The 22991-nt window shown below is 69.1% G+C and carries 22 protein-coding genes, 1 tRNA gene and 1 pseudogene; 18 read left to right on the top strand and 6 right to left on the bottom strand.

Annotated elements, in window-relative coordinates:
- The first annotated feature begins 31 nt into the window (after positions 1-31).
- From LRS74_RS17290 to LRS74_RS17275, 4 genes are read left to right on the top strand one after another with little or no spacing between them, the layout of a single operon-like run.
- Positions 32-376, top strand: a complete 345-nt coding sequence (locus tag LRS74_RS17290; RefSeq protein ID WP_277741842.1) for a hypothetical protein — start codon at positions 32-34, stop codon at positions 374-376.
- Positions 377-380: 4 nt separating this feature from the next.
- Positions 381-596 carry a hypothetical protein gene (locus LRS74_RS17285; protein WP_277741841.1) on the top strand — a complete coding sequence of 72 codons (216 nt, stop codon included), beginning with the start codon at positions 381-383 and terminating at the stop codon, positions 594-596.
- A complete protein-coding gene (locus LRS74_RS17280) occupies positions 596-820 on the top strand; it encodes a hypothetical protein (protein ID WP_277741840.1) in 225 nt (74 codons plus the stop codon). Before LRS74_RS17285 ends, LRS74_RS17280 begins: the two co-directional genes overlap by 1 nt.
- Before the next feature lie 4 nt (positions 821-824).
- A complete protein-coding gene (locus tag LRS74_RS17275) occupies positions 825-1589 on the top strand; it encodes a GntR family transcriptional regulator (RefSeq protein WP_277741839.1) in 765 nt (254 codons plus the stop codon).
- A gap of 137 nt (positions 1590-1726) precedes the next feature.
- Here LRS74_RS17275 and LRS74_RS17270 read toward each other — a convergent pair whose 3' ends face one another.
- Both LRS74_RS17270 and LRS74_RS17265 read right to left on the bottom strand, forming a co-directional pair.
- Positions 1727-2125 (bottom strand): hypothetical protein, encoded by a 399-nt coding sequence (locus LRS74_RS17270; protein ID WP_277741838.1) that lies wholly within the window; start codon positions 2123-2125, stop codon positions 1727-1729.
- Positions 2122-2970 carry an IS5 family transposase gene (locus LRS74_RS17265; RefSeq protein WP_277741837.1) on the bottom strand — a complete coding sequence of 283 codons (849 nt, stop codon included), beginning with the start codon at positions 2968-2970 and terminating at the stop codon, positions 2122-2124. Before LRS74_RS17265 ends, LRS74_RS17270 begins: the two co-directional genes overlap by 4 nt.
- A 1051-nt stretch (positions 2971-4021) precedes the next feature.
- On the opposite strand from LRS74_RS17265, the gene LRS74_RS17260 reads away from it, so the two are divergent.
- The 6 genes from LRS74_RS17260 (at position 4022) to LRS74_RS17235 (ending at position 9891) form a co-directional block, all read left to right on the top strand.
- The gene (locus tag LRS74_RS17260) at positions 4022-5317 is read left to right on the top strand and encodes a hypothetical protein (RefSeq protein WP_277741836.1); all 1296 of its coding nucleotides are present in this window, start codon (positions 4022-4024) and stop codon (positions 5315-5317) included.
- A 974-nt stretch (positions 5318-6291) separates the two neighbouring features.
- Positions 6292-6495 carry a cold-shock protein gene (locus LRS74_RS17255; RefSeq protein ID WP_030648194.1) on the top strand — a complete coding sequence of 68 codons (204 nt, stop codon included), beginning with the start codon at positions 6292-6294 and terminating at the stop codon, positions 6493-6495.
- Positions 6496-6726: 231 nt separating this feature from the next.
- Positions 6727-8085: a DEAD/DEAH box helicase gene (locus LRS74_RS17250; RefSeq protein ID WP_277741835.1), complete on the top strand. Its 1359-nt coding sequence runs from the start codon at positions 6727-6729 to the stop codon at positions 8083-8085.
- Between the two features lie 36 nt (positions 8086-8121).
- The gene (locus tag LRS74_RS17245; RefSeq protein ID WP_277741834.1) at positions 8122-8451 is read left to right on the top strand and encodes a CBS domain-containing protein; all 330 of its coding nucleotides are present in this window, start codon (positions 8122-8124) and stop codon (positions 8449-8451) included.
- Positions 8439-8756, top strand: a complete 318-nt coding sequence (locus LRS74_RS17240; protein ID WP_277741833.1) for an SCO5918 family protein — start codon at positions 8439-8441, stop codon at positions 8754-8756. Before LRS74_RS17245 ends, LRS74_RS17240 begins: the two co-directional genes overlap by 13 nt.
- A 784-nt stretch (positions 8757-9540) precedes the next feature.
- Entirely contained in the window at positions 9541-9891 is a 351-nt protein-coding gene (locus tag LRS74_RS17235; RefSeq protein WP_277741832.1) for a MerR family transcriptional regulator, read from the top strand.
- Positions 9892-9949: 58 nt separating this feature from the next.
- Here the strand turns inward: LRS74_RS17235 and LRS74_RS17230 are convergent.
- Together LRS74_RS17230 and LRS74_RS17225 are read right to left on the bottom strand one after the other, a co-directional pair.
- Positions 9950-10282, bottom strand: a pseudogene (locus LRS74_RS17230) (DUF5994 family protein); the annotation flags it as partial.
- A 308-nt stretch (positions 10283-10590) separates the two neighbouring features.
- Positions 10591-10666 (bottom strand) — tRNA-Trp (locus LRS74_RS17225).
- A gap of 370 nt (positions 10667-11036) precedes the next feature.
- Between LRS74_RS17225 and LRS74_RS17220 the strand changes: the two genes are divergently transcribed.
- The 6 genes from LRS74_RS17220 (at position 11037) to LRS74_RS17195 (ending at position 19099) form a co-directional block, all read left to right on the top strand.
- Complete coding sequence (locus LRS74_RS17220) at positions 11037-12266, top strand: M6 family metalloprotease domain-containing protein (protein ID WP_277741831.1); 1230 nt, start codon at positions 11037-11039, stop codon at positions 12264-12266.
- Between the two features lie 193 nt (positions 12267-12459).
- Entirely contained in the window at positions 12460-14172 is a 1713-nt protein-coding gene (locus LRS74_RS17215) for a histidine kinase (RefSeq protein ID WP_277741830.1), read from the top strand.
- Positions 14165-14848 carry a response regulator transcription factor gene (locus LRS74_RS17210; protein WP_277741829.1) on the top strand — a complete coding sequence of 228 codons (684 nt, stop codon included), beginning with the start codon at positions 14165-14167 and terminating at the stop codon, positions 14846-14848. Before LRS74_RS17215 ends, LRS74_RS17210 begins: the two co-directional genes overlap by 8 nt.
- A 295-nt stretch (positions 14849-15143) precedes the next feature.
- Entirely contained in the window at positions 15144-15932 is a 789-nt protein-coding gene (locus LRS74_RS17205) for an ABC transporter ATP-binding protein (RefSeq protein ID WP_277741828.1), read from the top strand.
- A gap of 61 nt (positions 15933-15993) precedes the next feature.
- Positions 15994-18549, top strand: a complete 2556-nt coding sequence (locus LRS74_RS17200; protein ID WP_277741827.1) for an FtsX-like permease family protein — start codon at positions 15994-15996, stop codon at positions 18547-18549.
- Between the two features lie 175 nt (positions 18550-18724).
- Positions 18725-19099 (top strand): metalloregulator ArsR/SmtB family transcription factor, encoded by a 375-nt coding sequence (locus LRS74_RS17195; protein ID WP_277741826.1) that lies wholly within the window; start codon positions 18725-18727, stop codon positions 19097-19099.
- Positions 19100-19111: 12 nt separating this feature from the next.
- Here the strand turns inward: LRS74_RS17195 and LRS74_RS17190 are convergent, their stop codons facing one another.
- A complete protein-coding gene (locus LRS74_RS17190; RefSeq protein ID WP_277741825.1) occupies positions 19112-20050 on the bottom strand; it encodes an NADP-dependent oxidoreductase in 939 nt (312 codons plus the stop codon).
- A gap of 128 nt (positions 20051-20178) precedes the next feature.
- On the opposite strand from LRS74_RS17190, the gene LRS74_RS17185 reads away from it, so the two are divergent.
- A complete protein-coding gene (locus LRS74_RS17185) occupies positions 20179-21144 on the top strand; it encodes a helix-turn-helix domain-containing protein (RefSeq protein ID WP_277741824.1) in 966 nt (321 codons plus the stop codon).
- Positions 21145-21166: 22 nt separating this feature from the next.
- Here the strand turns inward: LRS74_RS17185 and LRS74_RS17180 are convergent, their stop codons facing one another.
- A complete protein-coding gene (locus LRS74_RS17180; RefSeq protein ID WP_277741823.1) occupies positions 21167-22225 on the bottom strand; it encodes an aldo/keto reductase in 1059 nt (352 codons plus the stop codon).
- 162 nt (positions 22226-22387) lie between these two features.
- On the opposite strand from LRS74_RS17180, the gene LRS74_RS17175 reads away from it, so the two are divergent.
- A complete protein-coding gene (locus LRS74_RS17175; RefSeq protein ID WP_277741822.1) occupies positions 22388-22990 on the top strand; it encodes a TetR/AcrR family transcriptional regulator in 603 nt (200 codons plus the stop codon).
- Position 22991: the final 1 nt, after the last annotated feature.

The raw sequence follows: 22991 nt of genomic DNA, 5'->3' as shown, positions 1-22991 counted from the left end.
TGAGTGACTTCATTGTGGCGGAGGGACTGCTGTGCCTGCTTCTGCATCACGAGCGCAGGCGATCGAGGCGCTCCTCTCCGCCGCCGGCTGCGTGCCGCGGCTGCTCCGGCAGCCTGGTCGGATTCGCCTGGAGGCGGAGGTCCCCGAGCCGCTGTCTCCGGTGCGGTGGCGTGCGGTCCTCGCCGCGTTAGAGATGGCCGACCGGTTCGGCCACTACGGCAACGCCGCAGGAAGCGTCGCCTGGGCGGTCGTCGACACGGGCGGTACGCGACCGCAGGCGGGTGTGAGTCACCACGGGGTGGGCGAGCCAGAAGAGCCTCCCGGCGACGGCGGTGGGCGCCGTCGCCGGGAGTGGCCACCAGCCACAGGGAGCTGACGACATGACCGACGGTACCGACCACCCCACCACACGGACCTGCAATCGCTGCGAGAAGCCGACCGACAAGCCCAGGACTGCACTGATCCACGGCGCGTCCGGCGGTGGCCATACCCGGCACTACTGCCCGGACTGCGCCCCGCTCTCGCTGGAGCAGGGCTACGACGCCGTGGCCGCGGCCGCCGCCATGCGCCGCGCCCGGACGCTCGGACGGGCCTGATGAGCAGGCCCACCAAAGACCGCTACTTGGCGCCGCACTGCCACCTCGTCGAGAAGTGGCCCCGGCCCGAGTACGCCGACCTGCACCAGAAGTGTCCGGGCCCGCACGAGGTGCGGCTTCCCCCGAAGCCGCCCTGGGCGCTCGGAACGCTCGTCCTCACCGAGCGCTGCGACTGCGAATGCCACCGCACCACCCCGGACCCCACCCGAGCCAAGGAGCAGTGACCACATGGCATACCGGTACGAGCAGGTCGCGGCCGATCTCCGTCGACTCATCTCCACCGGCGCGCTCGCCAGCGGGGCACGCCTCCCCGCGGAAAGGGACCTCGCCAGTCAGTACAGGATCGGCACGCCGACCCTGCGGCGCGCCCTCGAAGCGCTTCGGCTCGACGGCCTGATCGAGCGACGCCACGGCGTCGGCACCTTCGTCCTCGCCGCACCCCGCCGGATCGAGTACGTCAGCAGCCGACACTGGCCCGCGCAGGAATCCGGCGCGAGGAGCTACACCTGCGACGGCCGCGAGATCAGCGTCGCCTTCGTCAGCTCCCGCGAGCTGACTGCCGACGAGGAGCTCGCGACCCGCATGGGCGTCGAGAAGGGCACGCCACTGGTGGAGTTCGTCTACCACTGCCAGCGATGCGGCGACGCTGCGCCGCACGCGATCGTGCACTCATACCAGCCGTACGACACCGAGGCCACGGACTCCCCTGAGCCCATGGGCGAGGGAGCACCGAGAGAAGACAAGGCCGGTAGCTGGCTCGTCCAAACGGGTGTGGAGCTCGACCACTTCCAGGAACACCTATCGACTCGCATGCCGTCCGAGTCCGAGGCAATCACTCTCGGCGTCTCAGCAGGCGTGTCCCTACTGGTGATCAAGAGGAAGTCCATCGACGTACATGGCCAGGTGGTGGAGGTCGCCGACCTGGTGATGGCGGGGGACCGCGTCACGGCGGTCTACACCACGCCCTTGGATGGCGTTCAACGTCCAGGCTGATCTACGGGAGTCACGGCGGCCGCACTGATGAAGGCGATCAGTGCGGCCGCCTTCTGCTGCTCTCAGTGGGCGGTTCGTGAGGTGATGTCCGTTTCCGGTTGAGGTTGGGGCAAGGTCGCTGGTGGAGGTTCCGTCTGCTATTGCTTCCTGGCGAAGTTGCCGGTGTCGGCCTCGGTGAGGATCCCGAGTTTGACCAGGCGTTTCAGCTTGGCGCGGGTGCCTTCGACGTTCTTCGGCAGCAGTTCGTGGCCGAGGGCTTCGCAGACGTCCTTGGCCCGTAGCGGCCCGGTCGCGTGGTTGAAGGCGGCGAGGATGCGGGGGTAGTCCGGGTGCTCGGGCAGTTCCGGCGGGGATGCGGGGAGCCGGTCGGCGAGGCCGGTGATGGTCTTGCGGGTGATCGCGAGGTGCTCCAGGTGCATCTCGGCCTCCCGCAGCCGGGTCTGCAGGTCGTTGATTTGTGCGCGGAGGTCGTTGGCCAGGGCCCGGGCGGCGTCTTCCTGGAGGTCCAGGGCGTCAAGCAGGGGCTGGATGTTCACGCTGCCACCGCCTGCGCCGTGCGCCAGGTGGGGGCGTTCGCGCCGGTGAGGCGTCGGGTCATGACGTGGGTCATCGCCCAGTAGACGCGGGAGGCGGAGGAGGAGGGGCGGTGCTCGTAGTCGCGGACCAGGCGCCGGTGCAGTATCAGGATCCCGTAGGTCTGCTCGACCCTCCACCGCTTCGGCTGCGGCACGAACCCCTTGTCCTGCGGGTTGCGTGCGACGATCTCGACGTCGATGCCCAGGCCGGCGCCGTGTTCGACGACCTGGTTCTTGAAGCCCTGGTCGACCAGGGCTTTGCGGACGCTTCCGCCGGCGTGCTCGGCGACCTGGTCCAGCAGGACGATGCCCGCGGCGTTGTCGTGGGTGTTCGCGGCGAGGACGACGACCGCGATGACCAGGCCGAGGACGTCCACGGCAAGACCCCGCTTGCGGCCGGGCACCCGCTTGGCCGGATCGTGGCCGCTCGTGGAGGCGGGGACCCCGGCGGCCACGTGGACACTCTGGGTGTCCAGGACCACCAGGGTCGGGTCCTCTAATCGTCGGGCGCGTTCACGGACCTGGCAGCGCAGGAGTTCATGGATGACCTGGTCGGTCCCGTCGTCCCGCCAGGCGGCGAAGTAGTAGTAGGTCGCGCTCTTGGGCGGCAGGTCGTGCGGGAGATAGGCCCACTGGCAGCCGGTCCGCCCCTGGTAAAGGATCGCGTTCACGATCTCCCGCATGTCGTAGGCACCCTGGTGGCCGCTGACCGAACGGTGCCGGTCCTTCCACGCGGTGATCACCGGCTCGATCAACGACCACTGCTCGTCCGATAAGTCACTCGGATACGGCTTGCGTTCACTCACCCGGTCACATCACCAGATCACCAACCGCGGACCGGCAGATTCCGCCCCGCCGCCACACCATCAGGCGACAGCAGATCCACTCAAAGAGTCACGAACCGCCCACTCAGGACCTCGTCTTGCCCTCAGTTCGGCTACCGGCGGCACAGGCGCCGTGGATTTCGAAAACCGTCGCTGCCCGAGCTCAATACGAATTCCCTACACCGTCAAGGCGCCGCGCAAGCGCGGCGCGCGGCCCAGCGGCGCGGGCCGCCGCTCCTGTCTCTGCCCCCGCTCCGGCTCGACCGCCAGGCCGCGCGACAGCAGCAAGCGCCTTGGCTGAGAAGAAGAGCACCGTCGTGGCTGGGGGTCGGCTCCACGGCTTTAGGCACCTCCCCAGTCCGGGTCCCGCGTCGGGCAAGGCCAGGGGGCCACTCGTGCTAATTGCGGGCAGGTCCAAAGCCTGCCCGAGTTGCCAACGAGCGTACGGCCCCCTGACCATGCCCGACCCCAGACCGGGCAGGCCACCGCCCAAACCCGCTCCACCGACCTCGCGAGCTTCAGCATGCTGCTAGCAGGCGTGCCTCAAGATCAGAGCTGCAAGAGACCCTGACCTACCGATGACGCCGGAGTGCATTGCCAAGTCAGTGCTCGTATGCTGGACATGTAGCGGAACACCCGCGATACAGTCTGAGTCCCGTAGTCGCCTTTCCGTAGTCCGATGGAGCCGTCGGCATAGCCGCACCTTCGAAAAGTCGGATCCTATAAATCCTCCAGTCACAGTCCCATTCCTGACAGAGAAACCATCTGATCACGAAAGTGGGACGGCATTGGATCGCGAAACTGAACTCATTCTCTACTCTTTTGCACTGGTTGCCGTGGCTCTTGTTGCCCCGGAACATCAGGAGATGACACTGCATTTTCTGTGGGCGATTGCTGCAGGAGCTCTCCTCAACTGGGCAATAAATAAGAATCAGAGCTAGAGGCTTTGCAATGGAGGATGAGTAAGCGATATGGGGCAGGCGTTCATAATTTCGCGAGCGCCTGCCCCTCACGCATTAGGAGGTAATCCGTGGTGCGCTACATAGTCGATATAACGAGAGCCCATTCAGGCAGCGCGGGAAGCATCCTGAACGCTTTTCTTTCATTTGTCGACGCGACAGCTAGCGATGAAATTGAATTGCTCATTCTCGAAACACAGCGCGGCGAATTCACCCAGGACGATTACGATTTTGATCTTGTGGCCCTTCCTGCCGGAACAAGCGAAGATAGCGCCACCGCCGCAATAGTGGATAGAGTCCTCATTGCCCTGGTCGCCTGCGAGGTCATCTCAGTAGCTTCCTTTCACTCCGCGATCAGACAGAACGTTGAGACTCTCGCAGCGAATCATTCTCATCGCGTTAGCTTCATCGATTTGAATGATTTCGCACCAACCACGGAGACATTCCCGGCGACTTGGCCCAAGGAATTCATGCAACCGCAGGAGGTAATCGAACACCTCTTGATCGCCCTTACACGCTACGGGAACCCAATTCGTAAGACAGATCTCAGAAGCGTACTCCAAATCCAAGATCCCCGATTCCGCAAACAGCCAGGAACATACCCGGGTAAGCCGCGCTTTATCTCCGATATAGTCTCGCTCGCCGCCGAAAGAGGTCTCGTCACCGAGCAAGGGCCCATTGGCAGCCCGAACCCCTATGTAATTCTAACCCCGAAAGGGAAGCAAGAGGCACACCGCATGACACCAGGCGAATTCTCCGTTCTAAGTTCAGGGGCCGCCACATCACCCCCAGGGGAGCCTAAACCAAAAAATATCTTCCCGCGGCGTTCGGATGAATTTGTTACCGTGCTTAGGACTTCTAGTTTTGGCCCATTCCAGCAGATTCGACTTTCCATCTACGAAGAGATAGAAAGGCTGGTTAGAGACGGCCACTCGACTGTCCCAAAGTTGATTCGCGACTCGATCGAAGCAGTCCGAGAAAATAGGTCGGCATCCGAGGATGAGAAGCCCATCCCCTGGGCAAAGGTGCGTACGTTCATCATCTCCCTCACTAACCGGTGTCCGGTCTTCCTCTCTCAAGGTGAACTCGTTTCTCATTCCTGGGCGGAGGCCGATAAGCGCGTTGATGACCTTCTCGAAAATTGGACAACGAGGCTTGACGGAGAATTGATATGTTTCTTGCTAGAGAAACGAGTCCAGCTTTCACTAGCGGACGTAGCGGATATTTCGGGAGCCCTTTACAACAGTAGGAATGATGAGCACTTTGACCGCGTTTTGTCCGTCGTGCGCTGGCTACTGCGAGAGGGTCGGATTATTGAGGAGTCTGGCGACAGAAAGGGGGTTCTACACCTAAAGGAGACCGTCGTTTAAGAGCCGCCCAGAGGCGCTGGCAGCGTGGCCCGAGAGCTCACCGAACTGGCTGGCACCTTGCTTCGGCTAGGAGATGCCGACGGACGACAACTGCACGTTCTTCGCCCGCGCCCTGAGCGCCGTAGTCGTGTGCGAGTGATCGAAGCTACTACCGTGCCAGATGCGTGCCAGAACGAGCGGTAAACCACGGTCAACACGGGCTACCAGGAGCCCACATTCACGATCGCACCCGGCACCGTTCACGCAGGTCAGCGCAATGATCGACGCCGACCATCCGGTGATTCCCAAGCTCAGAGCGCGAGTTCGATTCTCGTCACCCGCTCCATAGCGAAGGCCCAGGTCAGAGACCTGGGCCTTGTTGCTTCTGCGGACCTCTGCGGGCTCGCACTCCACTTGCGCACCACTTGGCAACGAAATCGACCCGCAGGCGCCCCACCCGCCCAGAGGGCTCGCTTGCTTGTTCGACTCCATCCCGCAACTTGAGACGCCCTCACTGTGATCCGTGCTCCTCAACCTGGGGGCTCTCTCGTCGACATCCGACACACGACGAAGCATCTCCCCGCTGTGCAATTCTCCCAACTCCCTTGTCAGCCAAGGCGTTCGGGTACCCAGATGGCCGTACAGATCTCGCCGACGGGCGAGGGGATGCCCACTCGCCTGACGACAGGGGCAGCGGCACATCTCCCGTCGACAGAGGTGGCTGCGGGCGGAAGTGCACGGCAGAAAAGGCCACGCCCCCGGAGACCAATATCTGTTCCCGCGGAATGAGAAAATAGGTGCGGGGCTCGGCGAGCATTCCCCGACCGTCGACCGGAGCAGAATTATCGCCATGCAGAGCCGGTCTCACCGTGCTACTGTCGATGTCAGTTGCAGGTGTGGTTGCCAGAAGATTCATTTCCACGGGTGATCATCACGGCGACACGGAATTCGCACAGGGTGAATTCCTGACACCGTCTATCCCAAGGAGAAATGACATGGCTACTGGCACCGTGAAGTGGTTCAACGCGGAAAAGGGCTTCGGCTTCATCGAGCAGGACGGCGGTGGCCCCGACGTCTTCGCCCACTACTCGAACATCGCCACCCAGGGCTTCCGCGAGCTGCTGGAAGGCCAGAAGGTGTCGTTCGACATCGCGCAGGGCCAGAAGGGCCCGACGGCAGAGAACATCGTTCCCGCCTGACACCGGCGCTGACGCTTACTTCGTAGATGGGGCCCGCACCTCTGGGGTGCGGGCCCCATCTCGCTGCTTTTCAGGGCGCGCGACGGAAAGGCTCCCCGCATCTCCGACGGGTGACACATTCCCCGTCGGTCCGACTCGGCCCACTTCTCATTTGGCCCGTCTCGAGATTCTCTGCGCCGCTCATCTGCTGCGGGAATTCCTTGCTACGTGCCTCGTCAAGGAAGGTTCCGCATGAAGCGTGCCCGCACAACTCACACGGATGACCGCTTCGGAGGAGGCGCCGGTACCCACCGCTCCGGTGGTCCGCGCCATTTAAAGGGCTACGGAAATCGACAGCCCGGACGGGCCGTACGGGGCGAGTTCGCGCCGCCGAAGACGATCACGCCCGCGCTGCCCGCCGTCGGGTCGTTCGCCGATCTCGCCATGCCTGCGCGGCTGTTGGCCACGCTCGGCCGCGAAGGCGTGACCGCACCCTTCCCGATCCAGGCGGCGACCCTGCCGAACTCCCTGGCCGGTCGTGACGTACTCGGCCGTGGCCGCACCGGCTCGGGCAAGACCCTCGCTTTCGGCCTCGCCGTACTGGCCCGTACAGCGGGGCGGCGTGCCGAGCCACGGCAGCCGCTCGCCCTCGTCCTCGTCCCCACCCGCGAGCTCGCCCAGCAGGTCACCGACGCGCTCACTCCGTACGCCCGCTCCGTGGGCCTGCGGCTGGCCACCGTCGTCGGCGGGATGTCCATCGGCAGGCAGGCCGGTGCGCTGCGCGCCGGGGTCGAGGTGGTCGTCGCGACGCCCGGGCGGCTCAAGGACCTCATCGACCGGGGCGACTGCCGACTGGACGATGTCGGCAGTACGGTGCTCGACGAGGCCGACCAAATGGCCGACATGGGCTTCATGCCCCAGGTCACCGCCCTGCTCGACCAGGTGCGTCCCGACGGGCAGCGGATGCTCTTCTCGGCCACTCTGGACCGCAACGTCGACCTGCTGGTCCGCCGCTACCTGACGGACCCGGTGGTCCACTCCGTCGACCCGTCGGCGGGCGCGGTCACCACGATGGAGCACCACGTACTCCACGTGCACGACGCGGACAAGCATCGGACGACCACCGAGATCGCGGCGCGAGACGGTCGAGTGATCATGTTCCTCGATACCAAGCACGCGGTGGACCGGCTGACCAAGCACCTGCTGAGCAACGGTGTCCGCGCCGCAGCCCTGCACGGTGGCAAGTCCCAGCCGCAGCGCACGCGGACCCTGGCCCAGTTCAAGAGCGGGCATGTGAGGGTACTGGTGGCGACCAACGTCGCGGCGCGCGGGATCCACGTCGACAACCTCGATCTGGTCGTCAATGTAGATCCGCCCAGTGACCACAAGGACTACCTGCACCGCGGCGGCCGTACGGCCCGCGCCGGCGAGTACGGCAGCGTCGTCACCCTGGTGACCCCTGACCAGCGGCGCGGTATGAGCCGACTGATGGCTTCGGCAGGCATCACCCCCCGAGTCGCCCAGGTGCGTTCGGGCGAGGCGGAGCTGAGCCGCATCACAGGCGCCCAGGCTCCTTCCGGTGTCCCGGTCGTCATCACCGCGCCGGAATGATCACGAGCCCACCCCCTCACGCACCAGGAGGCACGTATGACGCCGACTCAGACGCAGCACAAGGTAGTGGCTCCCTCCCCCAACGCCGTGGTCGACGGCAGGGACGCGTCCGGACCTCGGGTCTGTGACGACATGACGGTCGAGGTGGCTCTGTCCCTCATGGCCGGTGCCCGTGTCGATCACCTCGTCCTCTGCGACGGGGACGACCAGAGCACCGGCCTGATCACCCTGGCACGGCTCGCCGTTCTCCGCGACAGCCCCACCTACACGGACCGCGTCCGTCTACGGGACGTCCTCCCCGGACCGTCCACCTCGTCCGGTCAGTCCGTTCTCTTTCTTCTCTGTGAGGCGTCATGCGCTGTGTGATCGCCCGGTATCCGTTCGAGCTGACCAAGAGCGGGGTGCTGGCCTCGATGAAGGGCGTCAGGCCTGAGCTCGTCACGGGTGAGTCCGTGACCATCGGCCGCCGCCGCTACCCGGTCGAGCAAGTGGGCCAGGTCATCACCCGACAGGACCGCCGCGACTTCACCAGCGGCGAAGTCGTCCGGGCCATGACCCGCCTCGGCTTCACCTGCCACGACCGACTCGAGACCGCGCCGATGGGTGTCCTCACGTCGCCTCGAACCACATCGGCGCCTCTCGGGGACGCCGCTTCCCTAGAGGTGTGGTGACAGGCGGAAACCGCCACCAGAGACCCGGTGAGGGCCCTGCCGACGCGTCGTCGGCAGGGCCCTCACCGCCGTTTCGCCGCCTCGCCGTCCGTGCGAAGGCTCCTGGCCGGGCGGGGGAAAGCAGCGTCTCGCTGCCCGCGGTGGCCGAGACGGAAGCAGTCCTTCGGGACCGCTGGCACACGCATCCGTTGCCGCCGCCCACGACGACTTGTTCCACCGTTATCGCAGGCCACAGGATACCTGTGGCCTGCCAGCGCCAAAATCTACTTTTGCCAGAGTAGACATTGAGACCCGGCACGGTTAACCTTTTTCTCGTTGACACGGTCAAGTGAGACCCGGCAGACACGAACTGGCGGGTAGCAGTACCTGAAGTTCGCAGGTCAGTGCGGCTCTGGAGCTCCGAAGCCAAGGCATTCGCAGAAGCGGTGACAGGGCTGAGAGCCGCACTGGGCAGCCGCAGGTCGAAGGGCTGCCACCAGCGTCACCGATGCAGTACCGCAGTACCCGTTCACCCAGTGGTTGGTTCAGAGGAAGGACGGAGGAGCAGACGCCATCAGGATCGCCCGGCCCGGGAAGCTCTCGGTCCGGGTACCGCAAGACCCCGGATTGGATGGTGGTCCCCGGTCACGCAGCCGCGATCCCCGCACCCCTCGCCTCACGGGCCGGGTAGCGGAAACAGAAGGTCGGCACAGCATTAGGGCCGACAGATGGTGTTGAATTTCCTTCGGGGCCCTGGTGCCGTACGGCGCCAGGGCCCCTCGACGCGTTTGCACAGCGAGGTGACATGGCAGCAGACACTCCACTCAGCGATCGTCTGGACGACGACGACTACCCGGCATACACCATGGGCCGGGCCGCCGAAATGCTCGGCACGACCCCCGCCTTCCTCCGAGCCATCGGTGAGGCCCGTCTGATCACTCCGCTGCGCTCGGAAGGCGGACATCGCCGGTACTCCCGCTACCAACTGCGGATCGCCGCTCGCGCCCGCGAGCTCGTCGACAGGGGAACCCCGATCGAGGCTGCTTGCCGCATCGTCATCCTGGAGGACCAGCTTGAGGAAGCTCAGCGCATCAACGCCGAGTACCGCCGTGCCGCGAAGGAAGCGTCCGACAGCTCCCGTCCCGGTTCGAGCTGATCGCGTGGGCGCGGGCGGTCGGCTCGAGCCCCGGACGGACATGTGTGAAAGCGGGTGGCTACGGCCAGGACCCCTTGAGGCCAGGTGTGCCGGGATTGGTCCCGGTGTCGATGAGGATGTGCTCGGCTGAGGTGATGTTGTCGGCTCGTACGGCCTGGGCCATCGCGGCGCGTGCGGCGTCCGGCGCCGCCTGCGGGGGGACGACCAGCAGGGAGAAATGATCCTGGTCGCCCCGGGTGATGAGGACGGTGTCGTCACCGACCGGGAAGGAGTCGAGGTGGACGACCCGATCGTCGATGACCAGTCGCGTCGGCAGTTCCTCCCAGGCACTCGCGTCCAGTCCGACGCGGGTGATCGGGCCGAGATGCCGGCTCAACGCGGTGATCAGACTGCGCCCCCACGATCAGAGGCTCTGCCCGCGCGCGGACTCCCCGTGCCACTTCCGTGCCACATCGGGCGGTAAGCGGCGGTCACAACAGGGCAGTGATCAGGCTTACCACCATGCGCCCATAACCGAGTTTTCGCAGGTCAGGACGGCAGAGGGCCCGGTCAAGCCTCGGGATTCCCAAGCTCAGAGCGCGAGTTCGATTCTCGTCACCCGCTCCATAGCGAAGGCCCAGGTCGGAGACCTGGGCCTTGTTGTTTGTCTGGACCTCGCCCCACAAGCCCGGCGGATTCGACGCCTGGTTGTGGAGGCCATGGCAGGGGTGGCAGGAGTCGAACCTGCGACATCCGGTTTTGGAGACCGGCGCTCTGGCCTCTGAGCTACACCCCTTGGACGCCGCCCAGCCTGACATGGCCGAGCACGTGGCGCCACGGGTTTTTTGGCGGACGCTTCCGCTGCCCCGCGCCGCCGGCGGGGACCGGTGGCCGCTGATCGCAGGGGATCACCGTGGCGGGCAAGGCACAGGGCCCGTACGGGGAAGGCCCGGACCGGCGTTTCGATGCGCGGCAGCGCGCGGATTCCCGATAACCGCTGGTGATCGCGGCGGCACGATTCCCGCCCCATAGCGCGCTGTTGTGGAGATCCACTAGCTTTCGGCACCGCCGCCGCATCGGCATCCTGTCCCCAACATATCCATCGGCAGGCAACGGAAAGTCATGCCCGCACGGCAGAGAGCGGGCACCCCCCACGGAGGCACACCATGAGATCCCCACTCGCGTCGTGGCGCCCGCGCGTCGCGGTGCCCGTCCTTGTCCTGTTCGCAGCCCTGGTCGCCTTGCTCTCCCTGGTCGTCGCCCCCGCCGACACCGCCCAGGGGTCCAACGGAAGCACCTCGGTTTGCGCGCTCCAGGGAACGACCGGCTACACCGACGAGGGCCAACAAACCGGCTACGACCGCTTCCAGAAGCCGGAGGGAACCAAGCGCGTAGGCGTGATCTACGTGGACTTCCCCGACGCCGTCGGGACCACCACGCCCCTCGATCGCTACTACCACCAGATATCCGGCGCCGCCGACTGGATGTGGAAGGCGTCCAACGGCAAGGTCTGGCTGGACATGCGAGCCCCGTACGGCAACTGGGTGCGCATGCCGAAGAAATCCACCGACTACAACTGGGCGCGCGGGTTCTCCTGGGACACGCACCGTGTCTATGTGAAGGACGCGCTCGCCGGTGCCGCCGACGCAGGCGTCAACCTCGCCGACTACGACATGTTCTACATCGTGCCGACCAGTACCGCGGCCGCGATCACGCACACCCCCACCTGGGTCCAGGACCCCGCCAACCCGACCTGGGTCTGGAACAAGGCGACGAACGCCTGGGTGGCGATCAAGTGGGCGGTGACCTTCGGTCAGGACATGTGGCACTGGGGCTACAAGGTCGCCGACCACGAGACCGGACACACCTTCGGCCTGCCCGACCTCTACGCCTTCAACGGCGAACAGCACCAGTACGTCGGCGGGTGGGACCTCATGGGCAAGGTGAGCGGCCCGGCCCCGCAGTTCCTCGGCTGGCACACGTGGAAGCTCGGATGGATCAACGACAGCCAGGTCTCCTGCCTGTCCACGTCGGGCACGTACGCCACCAAGCTGAACGGAGTGGAGTACGGGGGCAACGGCTACAAGCTGGCGGTGATCAAGACCAGCGCCACCACGGCCTACGTCGCCGAGTCCCGCAAGGCCGCCAACAACGACTCCAGAGCCTGCGCCACCGGCGTACTGATCTACAAGATCGACACCTCGGTCGCCAGCGGCGACGGACCGGTCCGCGTGGTGACCAACCCCAAGGCCGCCGCACCCGCCGGGAACTGCACCACGCTGGACATGCAGACCTGGAAACCCGGCCAGACGTTCCAGGACGACACCGCCCGCATCCGGATCCATGTGAACAGCTCCGGCGCGTACGACGACACGGTCTGGACCTACAAGTGGTGACCACCTAGCGCGAAACGGCTCTGGGGGCCGCCCGCCGGGAGTCGGCGGGCGGCCCCGGGAAGAGCACCGCGCCGAACGGCGAGATCGCCACAGATGCGAGCCGCACCAGCCCGCGGCCCTCTGCCTTCCGGTAGAGGCACGATCCCCCGCAAGGCGCAGGGACCACACGCGTACGTGCCAAATAATCGGCGGTATGTCTGCGAGCGCCCCACCAGCCTTCCCACCGTGCCCGGCCGCCCGAGGCCCCTTCGCCGGGCACGGCGAACAGGGGCGGCGGCTGTGGCGGGCGGTGGGTGAGGCGGTCCTCGCCGGGCTGCTGGTGCTGCTCACGTACCAGGGCGAGTCATCCATGTCCGGCAGGCTCCTCGACGGTGGGAGCGGAGCGGCCCTGGCGCTCGGCGGGATCGCCCTGGTGCTGGTGCGGCGGCGGTTCCCGGCGGGAAGCGTCCTCGGACTGGCCGCGCTGATGGGGGTCATGCCCCCCGTGGCGCTCCTCACCGCGGTGGCCGCCTACACCGCGGCCCGGCAGACGGAGGCGCCGCGGAGGCGGGTCGCGCTGCTGCTCTCGGGGGCCGCGCTGACGATGCTGACCGCATTCGCGTTCGGTCCCGATACGGGGCTGGGCAGCAGGGCGTTCGGGCTGGCGCTCGGTGCCGTGCTCGCCGCCACCACGGTGATCGTCCCGGGGCTGGTCGGCACCACGGCGGGACAGCAGGACCGGCTGCTGCGGGCGCTGCGGGAGCGCGCCGCGGCCGCCGAGGAGGCGCGTCGGCTCGCGGACAGCGAGTCGCGCATGCACGAGCGGTCGCGGATCGCCGCGGAGATGCACGATCTGGTCGGGCACCGGCTGAGTCTGATCTCGCTGCACGCGGGCGGCCTGGAGATGGCGCTGCACAAGGAGGCGCCCGAGCTGCGGGAGGAGGCGGCGCTGGTGCGCGGCGCCACCCGTGACGCGATGCAGGAGCTACGGGAGGCGCTGGGGGTCCTCGGCCCGCTGGGACGGGACACCGGCACCGACGCGCTGACCGACGCTACGGGCACCCGCGCGGACATCGAGGCGCTGGTGGCGGAGTCGCGCGGCGGCGGCATCCCCGTCGACTTCTCCTGGGAGGGTGCCGATCTCGAAGCGCGGCCGAGCCGGGTGCGGCGGGCGGTGCACCGCGTGGTGCGCGAGTCGCTCACCAACGTGCACCGGTACGCGGCCGGGGCCCATGTGGCCGTCGCCGTCACCCACACCGACCAGCGGGTGGAGATCCGGGTGCGCAACGGCGTGCCGCCCGCGCCGCCCACCGCTGCCACGGGGCTCGGCTCCGGGCGCGGGCTGACCGGCCTCCGGGAACGGGTGGCGCTGCTCGGCGGCGGCTTCGAGGCGGGCCCGACGCCGGGCGGTGGGTTCGCCGTGGCGGCCGACATCCCCGCCGACGCCGGGGCCGGCGCGGAGACCGCACACGTACAGCCGTACGAGAAGGGGCCGGGGGCCACCGCCGGCGGGCCCGGTCCGGGGCTCTCCCGCGTCCAGCGGCGCCTGGCGAGCGCGGTCGCCGGGCTGCTCGGGTTGGCCGGGATCGGTGTGATGATGCTGTTCGGGCTGGTGATGGTGGACGAGGCGTGGCGGCCTGAGTACCAGCCGCCCCCGACGCCCCGGGTCGGCATGGACAAGGAACAGGTGGAGGAGGCCCTGGCCTTCGACGACGACGTGGTGCGCGCGGCCGCCGCCGGGCGCGAGCCGCCGCGGCCGAAGTCCGCGACGGAGTGCATCTACCCGTACGGGGCCGGCGAGACCAAGGGCCGGCGGCTCGAAGTCGTCCGCTACTGCTTCCGGTCCGACCGCTTGATCGAGATCAACCGTTTTCTGGTGCCCATGGCGACCGAACCGCCCCGTGGAAGCAGGAGGACACATGACTGACCGGACCGACTCGGCGGGCGCCGCGATCCGGGTGCTGCTCGCCGACGACGAGGAGATGATCCGGCACGGCGTCCGGCTGATCCTCCGGCACGCCGAGGGCGTCGAGGTGGTGGGCGAAGCCGTCAACGGCGCCGAGGCCGTCCGGCTCGCCGCCGAGCACCGACCCGACGTGGTGCTCCTCGACATCCGGATGCCCGTGCTGGACGGGCTCGCCGCCGTCGAGCCGCTGACCGCCCTCACCCCCAAACCCCACGTCGTCATGCTCACCACCTTCGGCGAGGAGGAGAACGTCCTCCGCGCACTGCAGTCCGGTGCCACCGGCTTCCTGCTCAAGGACGAGGGGCCGCAGGAGCTGATCAGCGCGGTACGGGCCGCGGCCGCGGGGGACGCGGTCCTCTCCCCCGGAGTCACCGGAACCGTCATCCGGCGGATGCTGCGCGGCGGCGCCCACCCCGGGACCGCCCCGCCGGACCAGCGGCTGGCCAGGCTGACGGACCGGGAGCGCCAAGTGCTGGCCATGCTCGGAGAGGGGCTGTCCAACCTCGACATCGCCAAGCGGCTCGCCATCGGCGTGGGGACGGTCAAGACGCACGTCCGGTCGATCCTGGAGAAGACGGGGTCGGACAGCCGGGTTCAGGCGGCGCTGCTGGCGCACCAGGCGGGCCTGATGGGTTAGCGGCGCCTGGGCGGCACCCTCCCGGACGACGTCCGGTGCAGGGTCACGACGACTGCGACGAGCCACCCTCCGCGGCATCCGCCAGCGGGCTCCGCCGTCGGGCCCTCGGCGGGCAGCCGCTCAGCGGCGGGCCGGGTCTTCCTTTGGGCAGAGGCACCGTGGTCCCCGAGAGGTACGCACCCCCGGCGGCTCTCACCTTCGGCAGGCCCCTGATCCGCGCCCTGAGAGCGACGGATCCGGGGCACCCACGCGGCAACGATGGTGGGGCAGTTGAGCGCCCCTTCCAGGAGTCCCCATGTCGCAGGCAGCCACCAGTCCCACCGCCCCCCAGGCCCAGGCCCCCGCCGGAGCCGCCGCATCCGCCACCGGACTGACCAAGGTCTACGGCGAGGGCGAGACCCGCGTCATGGCGCTGGACTCGGTCTGCGTGGAGTTCGGGCGCGGCCGGTTCACCGCGATCATGGGCCCGTCCGGCTCCGGCAAGTCGACCCTGATGCACTGCATGGCGGGGCTCGACACGATCTCCGGCGGGTCCGCACGGATCGGGGACACCGAACTCTCCCGCCTGACAGACCGGCAACTCACCACGCTCCGCCGCGACAAGATCGGCTTCATCTTCCAGGCGTTCAACCTGCTGCCCACGCTGAACGCCCTCGAGAACATCACGCTGCCGATGGACATCGCGGGCCGCAAGCCCGACCAGCAGTGGCTGGACCTGGTCATCCAGACCGTCGGCCTGGCCGGGCGGCTGCGGCACCGCCCCTCTCAGCTCTCCGGCGGCCAGCAGCAGCGGGTCGCCGTGGCCCGCGCGCTGGCCGGCCGGCCGGAGATCATCTTCGCGGACGAGCCGACGGGCAACCTCGACTCCCGATCCGGGGCCGAGGTCCTCGGCTTCCTCCGGAAGTCCGTGCGGGAGTTGGGGCAGACCGTCGTGATGGTCACCCACGACCCGGTGGCCGCCTCCTACGCCGACCGCGTCGTCTTCCTCGCCGACGGACACATCACCGACGAGTTGCCCGCCCCCACCCCCGAAGCCGTGCTCGACCGCATGCGGCGCTTCGACACCCAAGGCCGGACGAGCTGAGGCGCCCCCTCCCTCACCCCCGCACCTCCCACCGCGAATCTCCAGGACCGAAACCACCACCATGCTGCGTACAGCCCTGCGCAACGTCCTTGCGCACAAAGCCCGACTGGTCATGACCGCGCTCGCGGTGCTGCTCGGCGTCGCCTTCGTCTCCGGCACGCTCGTCTTCGGCGACACCACCGCCAACGCCTTCCGCAGCGCCTCCGCCAAGAGCCTCAAGGACGTCGCCGTCGCCGTCCAGGCGGTTGAGACCAGCGACGGTGAGGACGGCGAGCGGACCACCGTGCTGGATGCCGCGCTCACGAGCAGGATCCGTTCCCTGCCCGGCGTCAGCGCGGTGCGCCCCACCGTCAACGGCGAGGCCACCCTGGCCGGCAAGGACGGCCGCCCGGTCAACGCCGACGACGCCTGGCGAAACCTCGCCACCAACTACCAGCCCGGCAAGGACGGCGAGGACAACCGCTACCCGCTCGAGCAGGGTCGCGGCCCCGCCGGGGGAGGCGAGCTGGCCCTGGAGGCGAAGACCGCCGAGAAGGCCGGATACAAGGTCGGCGACACCGTCCGCTTCGCCACCGACGGGCCCGCGCTGACCAAGAAGCTGGTCGGCATCGTCTCCACCGACGACCCGCGCATCACCGCGGGCGGCACGCTGACCCTGTTCGACACCGAGACCGCGCAGAAGCTGTTCCTCGCCCCGGGCCGTTTCGACGAGGTCGCGGTCGCGGCCGAGCCCGGCACCGACCAGGGCGAGCTGACCGCCGAGGTGCAGACGCTGCTGCCCGCCCAGGGCGCCACGGCCACCAGCGGCGCCGACCTGGCAGCCGAGCAGTCCCGCCAGATCACCGCGGACACCGCGGCGTTCACCAAGGTGCTGCTGGTCTTCGCCGGCATCGCGCTGTTCGTCGGCGTGTTCATCATCGCCAACACCTTCACCATGCTGATCGCCCAGCGCAGCCGCGAGATCGCGCTGATGCGGGCCGTGGGCGCCTCGCGCCGCCAGGTCGTGCGCGCCGTCCTCGTCGAGGCCGCACTGCTCGGCCTCGGCGCCTCCGCCGCGGGCTTCGCGCTCGGTCTCGGCATCGCCACCGCCCTGCGCCCGCTGCTCAACGCCGGTGGCGCCGGGCTCCCGGACGGCCCGCTGGTCATCTCGCCCGCGTCCCTGCTGTGGTCGCTCGCGGTCGGCGTCGTCGTCACCGTCCTGGCCGCCTGGCTGCCGTCCCGCAAGGCCGCGAAGATCGCCCCCATCGAGGCCCTGAACAGCGTCGAGCTGGCACCGCCGACCCGCTCCCTGGTGGTCCGCAACGTGCTCGGCGCGCTCCTCACCGGGCTCGGCGTGCTGGTCATGCTGTACGTCTCCACGCTCAGGACCAGCGAGGAGTCGAACCTGATGATCGCGATGCTCGGCTCCGCGCTGACCCTGACCGGCATGATCGTGCTGGCCCCGCTGCTCTCCCGGCCGCTGATCACCCTGGCCGGACGGGTCACCACCCGCTTCTTCGGCGTCAGCGGCAAGCTGGCCAAGGAGAACGCGCTGCGCAACCCGCGCCGTACCGCCGCCACCGCGTCGGCGCTGATGATCGGCCTCTCTCTGATCACCGGTCTGACCGTCACCGGGCACTCCACCCAGCGGGCCATGGACCTGGAGGCGACCCAGGGTCTGACGGCCGATTACAAGGTCTCCAACAGCTCGTACCGGGGCCTGGACGCGAGCGCGGCGGACCGGGTCGCGCGGGTGCCGGGGGTCGCCGTCGCCGCGCCCGTCACCTCGGCGAGCCTCGACGCCGAGGGCGCGTTCGGCATGATCACGGGAACGGACCCGGAGGCGTTCGGCAAGGCCGCGGAGCTGGACTTCCACACCGGCTCGCTGCGCGACCTCGGCCCGGGCAGGATCGCGGTGTCCGCCGAATTCGCCGAGCGGGCCGGGCTCCGGGCGGGCGACACGCTCGACGCCGGCGTGGGCTCCGGCCAGCCCGGGAGGAAGCTGAAGGTCGTCGGCGTCTACGCCGAGAGCCGTGCCGCGCAGGACGCGCTGGGCGTCCTGACCGACGTGCTGCCGTACTCCGGCGACAAGAAGCTGGACGACGTGCTGGTCAAGGCCGAGCCCGGCAAGGCCCCCGGGCTGGCGGAGGAGATCCGCGACGCCCTCGGCAACAGCCCGCTGCTGAAGGTCCAGACCCAGGAGCAGATCATCGAGGCCGAGAGCGGGGCGATCACCGTGGTGCTGAACATGATGTACGGGCTGCTCGGCATGGCCGTCGTCATCGCGGTGCTCGGGGTCGTCAACACCCTGGCCATGTCGGTCTTCGAGCGCACCCGGGAGATCGGGATGCTGCGGGCCATCGGGCTCGACCGGTCCGGGATCAAGCAGATGGTGCGGCTGGAGTCGGTGGTGATCTCGCTGTTCGGCGCGGTGCTCGGGATCGGCACGGGCGTCTTCCTGGCCTGGGCCGGAGGCGCCCTCACGGCGTCCTCGTTCGCCACGTACGAGACGGTGCCCCCGTGGGACAGGCTCGGGATCTTCCTCGCGCTGGCCCTGCTGATCGGCGTCCTGGCGGCCATCTGGCCGGCCCGCAGGGCCGCCCGGTTGAACATGCTCCAGTCCATCCAGGCCCAGTAGGGCCCGCGAGGGGCGCGCCGGCCACTCCGGTCCCGCTGCCACGTTCCCCGGGTACGACGTGCGTCATGCGCCCCGGCCGATCGCGCCCGGCACGGTCACCGGTAGACATGTGCGCATGCCACACACAGGAGCGTCGACAGTGAGTCCGGGGGGCCGAGTCGGTGAGCCCGCGCCGATGGCGCGCGAACCGTTGGACGAGGCGGCGGCCACCGATCTGGCGAAGGTGTTCAAGGCGCTCGCGGACCCCGTCCGGCTGCGGCTGTTGTCGCTGATCGCCTCGCATGAGGGGGGCAGGGCCGGGGTGGGCGACCTCATCGGCCGGTTCGACGTCACCCAGCCGACGATCTCGCACCACCTCAAGGTGCTGCGCGAGGCCGGGCTCGTGGCCTCCGAGAAGCGGGGCACCTGGGTGTACTACCGGGCGCTGCCCGCGGCGTTGGCGCGGCTCTCCTCACTTCTGGCGGCTCCGACCGCGATGTCGGCCCAGGGGCCGGCCCCGGCCGGGGTGGCTCCACGGGGTGCGGGGCGCACGGAGCCCCGCCCCGTGTAGTGGCCCGCGGGCTCAGTCGGCGACGGTGAGGACGATCTTCCCGGTGGTGCGGCCGGCCTCCCCGATCTCGTGTGCCTTGGCGGCCAGTTCGAGCGGCAGAGCGGTGGCGATCTCGGCGCGGAGCCGTCCGGACTCGGCCAGGGCGGCGATCTCCCGCATGCCCGCCTGGTCCGCCTCGACGACCATGAAGGTGGAGCGCAGCCCCAGCTCGCGGGCTTCGGCGGCGAGTGCGGCCTCGGCCGGGGAGGCGAGGGAGACGACGAGACCACCGGGGCGCAGGGTGCGCAGGGAGCGAGGGCCGTAGTCGCCGCCGATGGTGTCGAGCACGACGTCGATGGCGCCGACGGCGGTGGCGAAGTCGGTCTCGGTGTAGTCCACGACCTCGTCGGCACCGAGGCCGCGCAGGAAGTCGTGCTTGGCCGCACGGGCGGTGCCGATGACATACGCGCCGCGGGACTTGGCGATCTGGACGGCGAGGTGGCCCACGCCGCCGGCGGCGGCGTGGATGAGGACGCGCTGGCCGGGCCGGACGTCGGCGGTGTCGACGAGGGCCTGCCAGGCGGTGAGGGCGGCCAGCGGCAGGGCGGCCGCCTGGACATGGGTGAGGGACGCGGGCTTGCGCACCAGATGGCGGGCGGGCGAGGTGACGTACTCGGCGTAGGTGCCGGCCGGGAGCGGTTGGCGGGGCATGCCGAACACCTCGTCGCCGGGCTGGAAGAGGGTGACCCCCGGGCCGACCGCCTCGACCACGCCGGAGACGTCCCAGCCGAGCCGGACCGGGGCGGCGTCGCCGGCCAGGCCGCCGGTGGCGCGGTGCCACCAGTCGGTCGGGTTGACGCCCGCGGCGTGCACCCGCACGAGCACCTCGGCCGGACCGGGCTCCGGACGCTCCACCTCGACCACCTTCAGCACCTCGGGCCCGCCGAACGTGTCCTGACCGATCGCACGCATCGTCAACTCTCCTTCTCCGCCGTCGGGATGGCCGTTCTCCCTGGTGGACGGCCTCGTGCGGACAAGATTGCCAAGTCCGGCCACCCTCAACGATTGGCCAGATGGCCATAATCTGAAAGGATCTGGCCATGGCCATCCATCGCGTCGTCGTCCTCGCGCTCGACGGGGTCTACCCCTTCGAACTGAGCATCCCGGTGCGGATATTCGGCACCGCGTCCGGACCGGACGGCGAGCCGCTCTACGAGGTGCTCACCTGCAGCCTGGACGGCCGGCCGGTGCGCACCAGCGCCGACTTCGCGGTGGCGGTGGAGCACGGGAGCACGGTCGTCCCGACGGCGGACACGCTGGTGATCCCGCCCTTCACCTGCGGCCCGCAGGACGACCGGGTCTGGCTCCCCGAACCGGTCGCGGCGGCCCTGGCCGGGCTGCGGCCGGGCACCCGCATCGTCTCGATCTGCACCGCCTCGTACGTCCTGGCCGCGGCCGGTCTGCTCGACGGCCGCCCCGCGACCACGCACTGGAACGAGGCCGCGCACTTCCAACGGGCCTTCCCGAACGTCAAGGTCGACGCGGAGGTGCTGTTCGTGGACGACGGGGAGGTGCTCACCGCGGCGGGCGTCGCCGCCGGCGTGGACCTCTGTCTGCACCTCGTCCGCCGCGACCACGGCAGCGAGGTCGCCAACCGCGTCGCGCGGCTGTGTGTGGTGCCGCCCTGGCGGGAGGGCGGTCAGGCGCAGTTCATCGAGCGGCCGATGCCCGAACCCGCCGCGGCGACCACCTCGGCGACGCGCTCCTGGGCGCTCACCCAGCTCCACCGGCCCGTCTCGCTGGCCGAGATGGCCGGGCACGCCCGGATGAGCGTCCGCACGTTCTCCCGGCGGTTCCGGGACGAGGTGGGGGTGGCGCCCGGCCAGTGGCTGACCCGGCAGCGCGTCGAGCGCGCTCGCCGCCTGCTGGAGACCACCGACCTGCCCGTGGACCGGGTCGCCGCGGAGGCGGGATTCGGCACGGGCGCCTCGCTCCGGCAGCACCTGACCGCGACGATCGGGGTGTCGCCCTCGGCGTATCGGCACACGTTCCGCACCGGAGCCTGAACCGGGGCCCCGCGCCTCGACGTCAGGAGGCCGGCCGCGGAGCGGGGGCGATGACCGGCGGGTTGAGCCGGGCGAACCCCTCCTGCCGCTCGTACGGGAAGTACGGGTACGGGGCCGGCTTGTGGCCGGCCGCGTCGAGCCTGGCCACCTGCTCGGGCGAGAGCGACCAGCCGACGGCGCCGATGTTCTGCCGCAGCTGGGCCTCGTTGCGGGCGCCGATGATGACGGAGGACACGGTGGGCCGCTGGAGCAGCCAGTTGATGGCGATCTGCGGGATCGTCCTGCCCGTCTCCTCCGCGATCTCGTCGAGGACGTCGACCACGCGGAACAGGTGCTCGTCCTCGACGGGCGGCCCGTAGTCGGCGGTCTGGTGCAGCCGGCTCTCCGCCGGCAGCGGGCGGCCGCGGCGCAGCTTGCCGGTGAGCCGCCCCCAGCCGAGCGGGCTCCAGACCATGGCGCCGACCCCCTGGTCGAGGCCGAGCGGCATGAGCTCCCACTCGTAGTCACGGCCGACGAGCGAGTAGTAGACCTGGTGCGCCACATAGCGCGGGTAGCCGTGCTTCTCGGCGGTGGCGAGGGACTTCATCAGCTGCCAGCCGGCGAAGTTGGAGACCCCGACGTAACGGATCTTCCCGGCCCGCACCAGCAGGTCGAGCGTGGACAGCACCTCTTCGACGGGGGTGCTCGCGTCGAAGGCGTGCAGCTGGAACAGGTCGATGTGGTCGGTGTCGAGCCGCCGCAGCGCGTCCTCGGTCGCCCTGATCAGCCGGGAGCGCGAGGTGCCGGCGTCGCCCGGCCCGTCCCCCATCGGCAGACCGGCCTTGGTGGACAGCAGCACCTGGTCCCGGCGGCCCTTGATCGCCGCACCGAGGACCTCCTCCGAGGCGCCCGCCGAGTAGACGTCCGCGGTGTCGAACATGGTGATGCCGGCCTCCAGGCAGATGTCCACCAGCCGACGGGCCTCCTCGGCGTCCGTGGTGCCCCAGGCGCCGAAGAGCGGCCCCTGGCCGCCGAAGGTGCCGGCGCCGAAGCTCAGAGCGGGAACCTTGAGTCCGGACGCACCCAACTGCCGGTATTCCATGGTCGATCCCTCCAAGGAGAGTTAATGGGACTGGAGCCCCTTTAAGATGGCTTCACCGTAACAGAGATCAGCAACTAATGGAACTGGAGACCCGTTATGGCTCATGAAGGCGATGCACACGGGGAAGGCCGGGGAGAAGGCCGCGGAGAAGGCCATGAGGGCGTGGAGGGTGCCGGGCCCGGCACCGTCCGCCCCGGTGGACGGACGGCGCGGGTGCGGGCGGCGGTGCTCCAGGCGGCCGGGGACGCGCTGGCCGAACACGGCTTCGCCCAGCTGGACCTCGCCGACGTCGCGCGCCGCGCGGAGGTCGGGAAGACCACCGTCTACCGCCGCTGGGGGACCGTGGCCGGCCTGGTCGCGGACCTGCTGGCGGACATGGCCGAACAGTCGCTGCCACGCACCGAGACGGGGTCGCTGCTCGGCGACCTGAAGGCCAACGCCTCGCTCGTGCAGCGCACCCTCACCGACCCGCGCCAGGGCGCGCTGTTCAAGGCGATCATCGCCGCGGCCACGACCGACGCGAGGACGGCAGAGGCCCTGCACCGCTTCTACGAGATCCGCGTCGCGGAGTGGGCGCCGTGCGTGCGAGCGGCCGTCGACCGGGGCGAGCTGCCCGAGGGCACCGACGCCCACGAGGTGATCCGCGCCGTCTCGGCCCCCCTCTACTACCGCCTGCTGGCCAGCGGCGGACCCCTCGACGAGGCCGTGGCGGACCGCGCGGCGGAGGCGGCCGCGGCCGCGGCACGGGCGGGCGCCTACACCTGAC

Origin of the sequence: Streptomyces sp. LX-29 (genome assembly GCF_029541745.1) — a bacterium.
Lineage (GTDB): Bacteria > Actinomycetota > Actinomycetes > Streptomycetales > Streptomycetaceae > Streptomyces.
Note: the sequence above shows the minus strand (reverse complement) of the source record. Positions and strands in the feature narration are given on the sequence as shown.